13 protein-coding genes, 1 tRNA gene and 2 pseudogenes are annotated in these 12,043 nt (G+C 69.2%); 10 read left to right on the forward strand and 6 right to left on the reverse strand.

The window, feature by feature from the left end:
- Positions 1-386: 386 nt before the first annotated feature.
- From BLW86_RS33490 to BLW86_RS33500, 3 genes are all read left to right on the forward strand, one after another.
- Positions 387-1,733 (forward strand): extracellular catalytic domain type 1 short-chain-length polyhydroxyalkanoate depolymerase, encoded by a 1,347-nt coding sequence (locus BLW86_RS33490; protein ID WP_093877490.1) that lies wholly within the window; start codon positions 387-389, stop codon positions 1,731-1,733.
- Between the two features lie 122 nt (positions 1,734-1,855).
- Positions 1,856-1,987: a hypothetical protein gene (locus tag BLW86_RS43450; RefSeq protein ID WP_256341505.1), complete on the forward strand. Its 132-nt coding sequence runs from the start codon at positions 1,856-1,858 to the stop codon at positions 1,985-1,987.
- 70 nt (positions 1,988-2,057) lie between these two features.
- Positions 2,058-2,288 carry a hypothetical protein gene (locus BLW86_RS33500; RefSeq protein WP_093877492.1) on the forward strand — a complete coding sequence of 77 codons (231 nt, stop codon included), beginning with the start codon at positions 2,058-2,060 and terminating at the stop codon, positions 2,286-2,288.
- 6 nt (positions 2,289-2,294) lie between these two features.
- Here BLW86_RS33500 and BLW86_RS33505 read toward each other — a convergent pair whose 3' ends face one another.
- Both BLW86_RS33505 and BLW86_RS33510 read right to left on the reverse strand, forming a co-directional pair.
- Positions 2,295-2,714 carry a VOC family protein gene (locus tag BLW86_RS33505; RefSeq protein WP_093877493.1) on the reverse strand — a complete coding sequence of 140 codons (420 nt, stop codon included), beginning with the start codon at positions 2,712-2,714 and terminating at the stop codon, positions 2,295-2,297.
- A pseudogene (locus BLW86_RS33510) lies at positions 2,711-3,963 on the reverse strand (IS256 family transposase). The gene BLW86_RS33505 and the pseudogene BLW86_RS33510 overlap by 4 nt, the downstream one beginning before the upstream one ends.
- Before the next feature lie 258 nt (positions 3,964-4,221).
- On the opposite strand from BLW86_RS33510, the gene BLW86_RS33515 reads away from it, so the two are divergent.
- The gene (locus BLW86_RS33515) at positions 4,222-5,055 is read left to right on the forward strand and encodes a helix-turn-helix domain-containing protein (protein WP_093877494.1); all 834 of its coding nucleotides are present in this window, start codon (positions 4,222-4,224) and stop codon (positions 5,053-5,055) included.
- Between the two features lie 387 nt (positions 5,056-5,442).
- The gene (locus tag BLW86_RS43455) at positions 5,443-5,754 is read left to right on the forward strand and encodes an NIPSNAP family protein (RefSeq protein ID WP_093877495.1); all 312 of its coding nucleotides are present in this window, start codon (positions 5,443-5,445) and stop codon (positions 5,752-5,754) included.
- Between the two features lie 32 nt (positions 5,755-5,786).
- Here BLW86_RS43455 and BLW86_RS33525 read toward each other — a convergent pair.
- Positions 5,787-6,656, reverse strand: a pseudogene (locus tag BLW86_RS33525) (LysR substrate-binding domain-containing protein); the annotation flags it as partial.
- 78 nt (positions 6,657-6,734) lie between these two features.
- Here BLW86_RS33525 and BLW86_RS42220 point away from each other — a divergent pair.
- From BLW86_RS42220 to BLW86_RS33540, 3 genes are read left to right on the forward strand one after another with little or no spacing between them, the layout of a single operon-like run.
- Complete coding sequence (locus BLW86_RS42220; RefSeq protein ID WP_177181824.1) at positions 6,735-6,893, forward strand: hypothetical protein; 159 nt, start codon at positions 6,735-6,737, stop codon at positions 6,891-6,893.
- 13 nt (positions 6,894-6,906) lie between these two features.
- Positions 6,907-7,473 (forward strand): helix-turn-helix domain-containing protein, encoded by a 567-nt coding sequence (locus BLW86_RS33535; RefSeq protein ID WP_143060298.1) that lies wholly within the window; start codon positions 6,907-6,909, stop codon positions 7,471-7,473.
- Between the two features lie 52 nt (positions 7,474-7,525).
- Positions 7,526-8,128 (forward strand): gamma carbonic anhydrase family protein, encoded by a 603-nt coding sequence (locus BLW86_RS33540; RefSeq protein WP_093879009.1) that lies wholly within the window; start codon positions 7,526-7,528, stop codon positions 8,126-8,128.
- 421 nt (positions 8,129-8,549) lie between these two features.
- On the opposite strand, the gene BLW86_RS33545 is transcribed toward BLW86_RS33540, so the two are convergent.
- Positions 8,550-9,113 (reverse strand): dihydrofolate reductase family protein, encoded by a 564-nt coding sequence (locus BLW86_RS33545; RefSeq protein WP_093877499.1) that lies wholly within the window; start codon positions 9,111-9,113, stop codon positions 8,550-8,552.
- A 187-nt stretch (positions 9,114-9,300) separates the two neighbouring features.
- Positions 9,301-9,374 (reverse strand) — tRNA-Met (locus tag BLW86_RS33550).
- A 260-nt stretch (positions 9,375-9,634) separates the two neighbouring features.
- On the opposite strand from BLW86_RS33550, the gene BLW86_RS33555 reads away from it, so the two are divergent.
- Complete coding sequence (locus tag BLW86_RS33555; RefSeq protein ID WP_093877500.1) at positions 9,635-9,925, forward strand: hypothetical protein; 291 nt, start codon at positions 9,635-9,637, stop codon at positions 9,923-9,925.
- 490 nt (positions 9,926-10,415) lie between these two features.
- Positions 10,416-10,859 carry a hypothetical protein gene (locus tag BLW86_RS33560; RefSeq protein ID WP_256341506.1) on the forward strand — a complete coding sequence of 148 codons (444 nt, stop codon included), beginning with the start codon at positions 10,416-10,418 and terminating at the stop codon, positions 10,857-10,859.
- 34 nt (positions 10,860-10,893) lie between these two features.
- On the opposite strand, the gene BLW86_RS33565 is transcribed toward BLW86_RS33560, so the two are convergent.
- On the reverse strand, positions 10,894-11,913 hold the full coding sequence (locus tag BLW86_RS33565; protein ID WP_093877501.1) for a translation initiation factor 2: 1,020 nt from the start codon (positions 11,911-11,913) through the stop codon (positions 10,894-10,896).
- Positions 11,914-12,043: the final 130 nt, after the last annotated feature.

A 12,043-nucleotide genomic window follows, 5' to 3' on the forward strand; every position in this document is an offset into this window, starting at 1 on the left:
GGAATGGGTGGGCGCCGGGCCCCTCGTATGAGTGTTAGCGCTAACACTCATTGTGGAACAAGCTTCTCCAAGATTGCCCCGGTGAAATCTGTATCAGGCGCTGCGTGTTGTCAATACTCCGTGCACGAGCCGCCCCGAGGCGGCGGCCCGGGGCGTGTCCTCCGTTCTCGGCGGCCGACCCGTGTGCGGCTTTCACCGCGTACGGCGGGACTTCCTGGTCCGGCCGTACGCGAACCCACAGGTGGGCGGAGTGGGCCCGACCGGCCAACGTCAGCTCGCGACGCGGTTGTTGACGGAAGCGGTGGGCCGGCACGAGGATCGGTGGCGTTACTTCCGTGGTGGCGCCGGAACCTCCTCACGCTCTGCAATCCCGACGGAGAGGTCCCATGTCCCCATCCCGCTCGCTCGCGTTCCGGCTGCTCGGCATCATCACCGTGCTCGGCCTCGCGTTCGGCCTGAGCCTGCAGACGGCCCCACGGGCCGCTGCCGCCTCGCTGGTCCAGATCGCGAACTTCGGCACCAACCCGACCGGTCTGCTGATGCACCTGTACGTGCCGAACAACGTCAAGTCCAACCCGCCGATCCTGCTCGCCCTGCACGGCTGCCAGGGGTCGGGCCCCTACATGTACTCGAGCACCGACTTCGCCTCCCAGGCCGACAAGTACGGGTTCCTCGTCATCTACCCCTCGACGAACCCGAGCGGAAGCTGCTGGGACGTCTCCTCGGACCAGGCGCTGACCCGCAACGGCGGCAGCGACCCGGTCGGGCTCATGTCGATGATCACCTACGCGGAGCAGCACTACGGCGGCAATCCCAACGCCGTGTACGTGACCGGGCAGTCCTCGGGCGGCATGATGACGAACGTGATGCTCGCCGACTACCCCGACGTCTTCAAGGCGGGCGCGGCGTTCATGGGAGTGCCCTACCACTGCTTCGCCACCGGCTCGGTCCGGGGCTGGAACTCGGCCTGCGCCCAGGGCCAGGTGTCCATGACCCCGCAGCAGTGGGGCGGCCTGGTGCGGAACACCGGATACCCCGGCTACACCGGCCCGCGGCCGCGTGTGCAGCTGTGGCACGGGACCGCCGACCCCATCCTGAACCACAACAACCTCGGCGAAGAGATCAAGCAGTGGACCAACGTCCTCGGCGTGAGCCAGACGCCGTCGGCCACCGACACCCCCGCGACCAACTGGACCCGGACCCGGTACGACAACAGCGCCGGCGCCACCCAGGTCGAGGCGTACAGCCTCGCTGGGACCGGACACCAACTTCCGGTCCAGGGCACGAGGATGGCCGCCGATGCCATCCACTTCATGGGACTGGACACCGCCTCCTCCGGCGGCACGACAGGCGCGCTGCGTGCGGTGGCCGCAGGCAAATGCCTGACCGACGCGAACACGACGCCGGGCACACAGCAGCAGATCTACGCCTGCGGCGGCGGTGCGAACCAGACCTGGACACGTACGGCGTCGAACCAGCTGACCGTGACCGTCGGTGGCGCCACGCTATGCCTGGACGCCAGCGCCAAGGGGACCACCAACGGCACCAAGGTGATCGTCTGGTCCTGCAACGGCCAGCCCAACCAGCAGTGGCAGGTCAACCCCAACGGAACCGTCACCGGGGTGCAGTCGGGGCTCTGCCTGGACGTGGCCGGCCTGGGAACCACCGACGGCACGCCTGTCCAGCTGTGGTCCTGCAGCGGCGGCACCAACCAGCAGTGGACGATGGGGTGACACGGCGGCCGGCCTGCAGGGGCACCCCGGCTCAGGCGCTCCTGCGGGCCGGCCGCACGTGGTTTGCCTCCATCGGGTTGGTCAAGGAAATCGGGCTGCACTCAGCGAGGTGGGCAGGCAGCATGGCGAGACGCCAGAGCGTCTACGCCTGCTTCGTGAGCAGGGTGTGGACGGGGCCCGGCGACGTGGTGGTCGACGTGTTCCTGCCCGACGACGACGCGCCGGTTGACGGCATCGCCAAAAAGACCGGCTGACGGAGAGCGGCGGCGAAACCTGGATCAAGGCAGCGCCGCCGCGCCCCGGGAGCGCCCGCCCACCCTCCACATGCCCGACAACTACGAAGGGCTGGACATCCCCGGCGGCCTTCCGGCGACCTCGGAGGGTGATTCGATCCGGATCGAAGAGGCCGTCGAGCCGGCCGACGCCTGGGCGGACGCAGCGATGACCCGGCTGGTCGAGCGCGGTCCCGCCGCTGTGGGCACCGTCGCAGGAGTCCCCGTCGGAGTCCCGTGGACCCAAGGCGAGAGCTATCGTCAAGACCTGTGGATGGGGTGATCGTCGTCAGTCTGGCTCGGATGGGTTGATGGCGACGAGTTCGACCTCGAAGCCGTCGACGTTCTCCAGGTAGGCGGCATAGGTCTGTTCGCCGCCGGCGTGCGGGTGGCGGTCAGGGAACATCAAGCTCCAGCCGTGTCGCGGTGCCTCGGCGACCAGCACATCCACGGTGCCGGGATCCTCGACGTGGAACGCCAGATGGTTCAGCCCGGGCCGACACCTGTCGTGCTCGCCGGCGGTGAGGGCGGAGGACTGCTCGACGACCAGGTAGGTCGCTCCGAGCCGCCAGCTGCGGCCGTTGCCCCAGCTCTGGAACAGGGTGTAGCCCAGGGCCTCCAGCAGCCAGCCGAACGAGGCGGCGGCCCGCTCCAGGTCGGGCACCCAGATCTCGACGTGGTGCAGCATCCCGTTGTTCGGCCGGGTCATGCTGCCGCCGGGGCGGGTTCGGCCAGGTGGCCGCGTTCGAAGCGGGCGCCGGCCCGGACCTGGGCGACCAGGTGGGGCGCGTTCACCGCCCGCCAGCGGTTCTGGGCGGACTCGACCAGCTTGAACACCATGGCCAGACCGGCGGACCTGCTGCCCGCTCCTTTGGTGACCTTGGTCCGCAGCCGGACGGTGGCGAACGTCGACTCGATCGGGTTGGTCGTGCGCAGATGGATCCAGTGCCCGGCCGGGAAGTCGTAGAACGCCAGCAACTCGTCCTCATCATTGGTGATCTTCTTGACGGCCCTGGGGAACTTCGCGCCGTACTGCCTGGCGAACACCTCAACCGCCCGGGCCGCGTGCTCCCGGTCCTCGGCATTGTAGATCTCCTGCAGCGCCTTCTTCGCCGCCGACTGCGCGGACTTGGGCAGGGCGTCGAGGACATTGGCCGTTTTGTGAACCCAGCACCTCTGCTCGCGAGTGGCGGGGAAGACCTCGCGCAGCGCCTTCCAGAAACCGAGCGCGCCGTCCCGACGGCCAGGACCGGAGCGCGCATTCCACGGCGGGCGCAGTCGCGCAGCAGCCCGGCCCAGGCCTCGGACGATTCGCGGTAGCCCTCGGTCATGGCGACCAGTTCCTTGGTGCCGTCCGCGCGCACCCCGATCACGACCAGGACCGCGACCTTCGCCTCCTCCAGACGGATCCGCAGGTGGATGCCGTCCACCCACACGTACACGTAGTCGGTGCCGGACAGGTCGCGTTCCTGGAACGCGGCATGGTCGTTCCGCCACTGCGCGGTCAGCCGGGTCACCGCGGCCGGCGAGAGGCCGGCCGTCGAGCCGAGGAACTGCTCCAGCGCGGGCACGAAGTCACCGGAGGACAGGCCGTGCAGGTAGAGCAGCGGCAGCACCTCCGCGATCTTCGGTGACCTGCGGCACCACGGCGGCAGGATCGCCGAGGAGAACCGCTTACGTTCCCCAGTCGCCTCGTCGACCCGCTTGTCGTTGACCCGCGGAACCTTGACCTCGACCGCCCCCGCGGCGGTGGTGACCTTCCTCGGCTGGTGGTAACCGTTGCGCACCACCAGACGGCGGCCGTCCTGGGCCCGCTGGTCGGATAACTCGGCTATGTAGGCGTTGACCTCGGCCTCCAAGGCGGCAGCCAGCATCCTGCGCGCGCCCTCCAGGACAATCTCATCCAGCAGCGATGCCCCGCCAGTGGTGGAGCCGTCGGCGTTGACTACGGTGAGCACGGACGTGCCTTCCCGGCCGACGCGCCCACGTCGGCCTTGCTCAGTGACCTATCGATCAATCACAGGGAAGGTACGTCCTCCCCAGCCGATCCACAGGTTCCGAGCATTGCTCCAAGGCGCGACCGCACCGGCCCTGCTACCCACGAGGTCGCCGCTGCCTCGGTCCACGACTCAGCCGGCGGCAAGCAGGCCCTGACTGAGTTATAAAACTGCCGGACGTTGGTTACACATGGGTCTCCGAACAGACGGAGATCTGCCATGCCCCCTTCGCTGGAACAGCAGCGGGACCGTCAGGCCCAGCATCGCCTGGCGGTCCTGCGCCACGCCGAGGAAGTCACCGGAAACGTCGCGCTGACCTGCCGCTACTACGGCATCAGCCGCACGTGCTTCTACAAATGGCTGCGCCGGTATCAGGACGAGGGCCTCGAGGGCCTGCGGGACCGCTCCAGCAAGCCTCACCACTGCCCGCACGCCACCGAGGCCGACGTCATCAACAAGATCGTCTACCTGCGGCAGCACTACCACTTCGGCCCGATGAAGATCAAGATGTACCTGAAGCGGTACCACGACATCGACATCGCCTGCTCAGCCGTCTACCGCATCCTCAAGAAGCTCGGCATGAACCGCCTGCCGGCCTCCCAACGCTACCAACGGCACGACAAGCGCTATACCCGCTACGAGAAGCAGCTGCCCGGCAACCGCGTCCAGATCGACGTGAAGTTCATCGAACCGATCGGCCTGCCGGAGCAGACCGCGGCCGCGGCGCCGGTCACCGGCACCCTGCCCAAGCGGCGCCGCCGGGCGAAGTACTACCAGTTCACCGCCATCGACGACTGCACCCGGCTGCGCGTGCTGCGGATCTACCCGCGATGCGACCAGAAGACCGCAGTCCAGTTCGTCGAACGCTCCCACCGCATCGACGCGGAGGAGTTCTACCGCATGCTCGACGGCATCCTCATCGACGACACCGGCGTCTTCAACGACAAGCTGAGAAAGTGGGAGGACTACTACAACTACCACCGCCCCCACGGCGCCCTCGGCGGCCAGACACCCTACGAACGCCTCAAGCAGAAGACCCAGACCCCGCTGTAATCAAGCTGCGGCAGTCGCACAGGGACAACAGGTCCAGCACAGTGGTGACGGTTCTTGTATCCCCGGAGGTCTCGGTCGCGGGTCGCGCGTACGGACGTGTCCGTCAGTTGGCCGTCGGCATAGCCCGAACCTGCCCTCCCGCCGGAGCCGTCCTGCCCGCAGGCACATGCTCGGCCCGCTCGACCTCCGGAGGAACGGTGACCGTCGAGTCGGCCGTTGTTCCCCGTCCCCGCACCTCGCGGGACCAGCCCCTCCGCGGGGAGGTGAGGAAGATCTGCGCGGCCGGCATGACGTGCCGGCGGCGTCTTGCCCCGCTCCGCCTTCCTCGCCGGGTGACCCTTTGGTTCCGCTGACGAAGTCCGAACCGTCACACGGCATCATGCGGGCATGGTCACCATTCATCTGAAGTACGAGATCGACGCCGACAAGCTCGAGGACTTCGAGGAGTACGGCCGGCGCTGGGTCCGGCTCGTCAACCGTTTCGGCGGGACGCACCACGGCTACTTCCTGCCGAGCGAGGGCGACAGCGACATCGCCTACGCCCTCTTCTCGTTTCCCAGCCTGGCCGCGTACGAGCGGTACCGCACGGACAGCATGTCCGACCCCGAGTGCCAGGAGGCGTTCCAACTGGCGCGTGAGACCCGCTGCATCAAGCGGTACGAGCGCCGCTTCCTCCGGCCGCTCGACGGCCTCTCCTGAACCTCCGGGGACCCCTGGCGCGCCGCCGTGCGCAGTGCCGCGATGACGGCCGTGGTCGTCGGGTTCGCGGTCTCGGTGTGCCGCGTCGCGGCGAACAGCAGGCGCAGGATCGGATGGTCCTCGATGGGGGCCGTGCGGATTCCGGGCGTGGCCGGGTCGATGGCCGTCCGGGGGACGAGGGCGGTGGCGAGACCGGCCCGTGCGAGGGCGAGCTGGGCGGCGATGTCGGCGGTGACGTAGCGGGTCGTGGGGGTGAACCCGGCCTGCCGGCAGGCGTGCAGGATGGCCTGTCCGCAGTCCGTGGTCGGCGGCGGCGCGGCGAGGCTGTGCGTGGCCAGTTCCCGCAATGCGACGGGTCGTTCGTCGGCCCGGTCGGCCGCGGTGACGACGAGCAGCGGATCGTCGAGCAGCGGAGAGACCGCGATGCCTCGGGGTGTCGCATCGGGCAGGTGGTGGTACCGCTGTCCCAGCACGATGTCGACGGTGCCGAGGGTGAGTTCCCGCAGTTGTGCCTGGTCGGTGAGGAGACAGGTCACGGTGAGCTGCGGGTGGCGTGAACGCAGCGCGGTCAGTGCGGGGGTCACGATCGGGGCGACGGTCGAGGGCAGCGCGGCGAGCGTGGCGGTGGCGCCGACCGTGCCCTTGACCGCCGCGACGGCGCTCTCGGCCTCCTGCACGGCGGCGAGGATCCGGTCGGCGTGTTCGAGGAGGACGTGTCCCGCCTCCGTCAGTGCCACGGTGCGCCCGTCGGGGCGCAGCAGATCGACTCCCATGTCGCGTCGCAGTGCGGACAGCTGCTGGGACACGGCGCCCGCGGACAGCGCCAGTGACTGGGCGGCCGCGGCGATGGAGCCGCGGGCGGCGACGGTCCTGAGCATGTGCAGACGGCGGATGTCCAACATGAATCGATAGATTACCTAAAGGGTTGCATCGGGAATCATCGCTTGACCTATCGAATCATGGTGGGCGACCTTCGGGGCATGGAGATCTTCCACTGCATCGCCGCGGTTGCGCGGCCCATCCACGACTTCGGCGACGAGTTCATGTCCGACCAGGCGACCGCCGCCATCGGCCTGCGGGCCGGGTTCCCCCCCGGGGCGCGGCTTCTACTGCCGCGGTCGGTTCGGGGTGCTCGGTGAGGCACCGGCCCCGGTGGTCCAAGCGGTCCAGGGCTTCCTCGGCCCCGGTCTGGTCACCGCCGGCTGGCAGGCCGGCCGGTCCGTGATGCCGCCGGAGGAAGCCGCCGCCTGCTACGCACAGGCCGTCCGGGCGTGGGGGCGCGCCCACATCCCCGCGGACGCCGACGTGGAGCACTTCAACCGTCTGGCACAGCGGCTGATCGACGCCGCCGACGCCGACGCGCTGCCGCTGTTCGCCGGCTGGCGCGCGCAGCCCGCACCCGGTGACGACCCGGTCGGCGCGGCGATGCAGCGCATCCACGTGCTGCGGGAACACCGTGGCGCCTGCCACCTGGCGGCGGTGCGCCTGAGTGGGCTGAGCGCCCGAGAGGCGATGGTCGTCAACCTCGGCGTCGAGCAGGCGACCCACTACGGCTGGCAGGAGCCCCACCCCGTCGCCACGGCCCTGATCCCCCGATGGCAGCGTGCCGAACAACTCACCGATGAACTGCAGGCGCCGCTCTACGCCGCACTGACCGATCGGCAACGTGCCGAATTCGCCCAGCACGTCGCCGTGTTGACCGGGTCCCCGACCTCATGACCGGACGTCGGGAACATCAACAGGTACACGGAAGGACGGCATGATCGTGGCCATGCTTATGACTCATGAGGGCCGTTCGCCCTCCGTCCACCCCACCGCCTATGTCGCTCCGACCGCCACGCTGTGCGGGGACGTGCGCGTGGGGGCCGGGTGCCGGGTGCTGTTCGGTGCGGTGCTCACCGCCGAGGGCGGACCGGTGGAGCTGGGCGAGGGCGGCATCGTGATGGAGAACGCGGTCCTGCGCGGCACCCGACGGGACCCGCTGGTCCTGGGACGGCAGGTCCTGGTGGGCCCCACCTCCTACCTGACCGGCTGCCGGGTCGAGGACGAGGTCTTCCTGGCCACCGGCAGCCGCGTCTTCAACGGGGCACGGATCGGGACCCGCTCCGAGGTGCGGATCAACGGCGTCGTGCACCTGCGCACCGTGCTGCCCGCCGGCTCGACGGTGCCGATCGGCTGGGTCGCCGTCGGCGACCCGGTGCGCATCCTTCCGCCGGAGGACCACGACGGGATCTGGGCGGTGCAGAAGGACCTGGACTTTCCCGGATACGTCTTCGGCCTGGACCGCCCCGCCGGTGGCGAGAGCCTGATGCCGGCCGTCTCCGAACGCTTCGGCCGCGCCCTCGGCCGCCACAGCGACGACCGACAGATCTGAGCCCCGCCGGCAGGGATCGGCTCCACCGGCCACCGCTCGGCGGCACCAAGCACACCGCGATGAGTGCCCATGGAGCCGGTGGCCCTGCCCCAGCAGCCCCGCAGAGCTCCTTACGCCGATCGCACACGAGCACACCGTGGAAGCGCACCCTCTCGGCCGTGACACCGGGCGGACCGTTCACCGGCGTGATGCGTCGGTGGCGTGGTGGCGGGTGCGGGGGATGTCTGCCGCCTCTGCGGTGCCCGGCGATGCGGGAGTCGGCGTCACCTCGATCACGTCGACGAGCCTGCGCAGCTTGTGCTGGGCGCGCAGGGCGTACGACCAGCGCCTCTGCGCAGCTGAAGGTCGGATGAGTGTTCTTGCGGTATGGGGCCGGCAGACCGGGTGCGCCCTGCGGAAGAGCAGCAAGCGTGACGGGCGCTCAGCGCCTCGTCTCGTACCTGGTCAGGACCACGCCGCAGGGAAGCGTCCGCGTCTCCACCAGCTTGAGGTTCACCCAGTTGTCCAGCGCGGTGAAGAACGGCGTGCCGCCGCCCACCAGGACCGGCGCGGTGGCCAGCACGTACTCGTCGATCAGCCCGGCCCGCATGGCCGCCCCGGCGAGCGTCGCGCCGCCGATGTCCATCGGGCCGCCGTCCTCGGCCTTGAGCCGTCTGATCTCGGCGACCGCGTCGCCGGTGACCAGGAGGGTGTTCCAGTCGACCTCGTCGATCGTCGAGGAGAACACCACCTTCGACATGTCCCGCCAGCGGCGCGCGAACTCGATCTCCGCAGGGGTGGCGCCCGGCTGCTGGTCACCGGTCGGCCAGTAGGAGCTCATCGTCTGCCACAGCTTGCGCCCGTACAGCGTCAGGTCGGTCGCCTGCAACCGGTCGGACCAGAACTGGAACAGCTCGTCGCTCGGCACGCTCCAGCCGATGTCGTCGCCGGGCGCGGCGATGTAGCCGTCCAGGGACAGGTTCATGCCGTAGATCAGTTTCCGCATGGCGCAGCCTTCCGTCCGTGGGTGTCCGGTGTATGGACCGACGCGGCGCGGGAAACTCATCGGTGCGCGATCTGGGCTCGCCGGGAGGCCTCGCCGGCCCGGGGGACGAGAACCGGACGCACGGCTTGGGGTGCAGGTGCACGCATGAGGCCCGGATCCACCGGATCCGGGCCTCATGTCACTTCAGTAGCGGGGACAGGATTTGAACCTGCGACCTCTGGGTTATGAGCCCAGCGAGCTACCGAGCTGCTCCACCCCGCGTCGGAAGGCCCCACTGTACGCCACCCACGGCACCGCCCAAGAGCAGGCCGAAGAGGCCGCCTGCGGCGTCGCTTCCTGTGGTCACGGAGGGTGTAGGCATGTAGCGTTCCTGTTAGCTGTCGTGGTTCGGACGTTCCTCTCTGCCCACGCTCCAGGCGTGGGCTTGAGGCACGGCGAGGAATCGAGTACTGCCCGGTGACGGGTGGCTGCTGTGGCGCCTGCGGCAGTATGTCCGGCCCGAGGCGCTGCCGGCGCGGCGCGTGGTCGTCGAGTTCGCGTTCCGGCTTCCGGAAGAGCCGGACGAACGGGCCTGGCTGGTCCTGTCGGGCCGGGGCTCCGGGGACGACGTCAGCGCGTGCCGGGTGCACCCCGGCTACGAGGTCGACGTCTGGGTCGGCGCCGACCTCGCCGAGACCCACCGCCTCGTCGCCGGCACCACCACCCTCGCCGCCGCCCGCCGCGCCGGCCACCTCCACCTGCACGGCGACCCCGACCTGGTGGCCGCCTTCCCCACCTGGTTCGCCTGGCGCACCCCGCACGACACCCGCTAGTACTGCAACGGCGCTTGCCCCGAGGGCCGCCGCGGGGACACTACCCACGACGCCGCCCCCTCGGCCCGAAGGCAGAAGGGGCGGCTTCGTCATGTCCGAGGTCAGGCCACGTCGTGTCCGTGCTTGGCGAGGACGAGACCCCGCCAGTGCCGCCACTGCGCGTCCCACCGCGCGTGCTGCTCGACCGTCCAGCCGTCTCGCCCTCCACGCTCATCTCAGCCGCAGGCCGGATCGTATGCGTCGGCGTTGACCCCGACGCATACGCCCCTCAGGGCCGAACGTTCTTCTGCACCGGAGACGTCCGGCGTCGACCTCGCCCGTCAGGCCCTCTTCACCGCCCGAGAGGCGGCGAAATCGGGGGACAGAATTCGCATAGCGATCTCATTGTGGCCTGACCGGGCCCCCGAGACGAAGGAAATCGATCAGCCGGAGGGGCTTCGCCTGAAAGGATGGGTGGAAGTCAGGGAGTGTCGCTGCCGGAAGGGGAGGCGTGTCGGAGAACGGGACGGACGATGTGATCGACGGCGTGGTGCAGGAAGAGCAGCCGGTGACACGGTTGCCCGAGGCCCTCGTCAGGGAGATGAACCGTGAGATCCGGCGCTGGCGCGTCGCCACCTTCAACTACGGTCTCGCGTACTACCTGAGCCGGATCCTGTTGATCCTGGCCAGCGCCGTCGTGGCCGCCGACCAGAACCTGAGCGGTGGCCACGGGAACTGGCTGATCACCTGGGTCCCGGCGCTGGCTCTGATCGTCGCCGTGATGACCGCGGTGGACACCTGGCTGAAGCCCCAGCAGAAGTGGCGCGGGTTCATGGAGTCCCGCGACGCCCTGGTCGATCTGATGATCCAGGCCGACGGGGGACTGCCGGCCGACCAAGTGCGGGCCAAGCTCCTGAAGCTGCGTCAGCAGCACCGGGAACGGAACGTCTTCTGACCGTACCCGGTGCCGCCGACGCGGCGGGCCGGGGTCAGCCGGCCTCCTTGAGCCGCCGCAGCGCACGGCGTTCGGCGGCCTCGACGTCCAGCCGGCCCGACGGGGAGCCCCCGCGGGCGATGACGGAGGCCCGGACCAGGGAGAGGTAGAAGAGCGCGGGGGCGCACGGTGTCCAGGTCTTCTCGGGATCCTCGTCCAGGAGGAAATCGAGCACACTGTCGGGATCGGCCGGGACGAAGCTGAACCGGTCGTGCTCCCACTTGTCTTCGATGCCCCGGCTGCGGCGGGCGACGAGGTCCGCGGAGCTGAGGTCGGTGAGCACCGCGCGGTAGAAAGCCGCCCACTGGTGGTTACGCAGGTCGAGGGCGAAGGCGAGCAGTTCCAGCTCGACGGCGTCCTCGTCCTGGACGGCCAGTTCCTCGCGGAGCGCGCGCCGCGCCACGGCCTTGAGACTGATGGGCCTGCCATCCGCCGGGACGTCGTGGATGGCGGCGAGCCCTTCGTTGACCGACGAGTTCCAGCGCTGCTTGTTCTGGCCCTCGACCTGGATGCTCCTTCGGGCGAAGACCATCTTCCCGTCGAGGCCGGTCTCGACGGCGACGTTGACGCCGAAGCTGCAGGAGAGGAAGGAGGGGGCCTCCACCGGGTCGGAGTTCGTCAGGTACTGCGAACGCAGCGTGGCGGAGGAGTCCCCCTCGTCCAGGGGCCTGTCCAGGTTGATGGAGGTGGCAAGGAAGTCGTAGTAGTCCGCGTCGCACAGGCTGATCCGCACCTGGGGCTCTTCGGTCTCGTCGGTACGGGAGGAGACGACGCTCTCCACGGCGAAGCGGGGGTTGTTCCACGCGAAGCGCTCTCCGACCGCCTGCTTGCGCTTCTGTTCCGCCTCGATCTCATGGCGCCACTGCTGGACCTTCACCGGTAGGTCCACCCGGCGGAGGCCGGGCTCGTAAATGATGGTGACGTTCTCCTCCCGGATCGGACGCGTGCCGTCCCCCTCGAAGATGTGGCAGTCCGTCTCCGTCTCCCCGATGATGAACGCGTCGCGCTGATTCATGAGGTCCCCTCACCTGACGTCCAGTAGTGTGACCCGGCACACTCGATCCTCGGATGCGATGTCAGGTTGCCACAAACCGAGCCGCCTTCGGGCAGGGGGCGTGGATCAACTCTGGGGGGAATTCCTGTTG

This window comes from Streptomyces sp. TLI_105 (assembly GCF_900105415.1).
Taxonomy (GTDB): domain Bacteria; phylum Actinomycetota; class Actinomycetes; order Streptomycetales; family Streptomycetaceae; genus Streptomyces.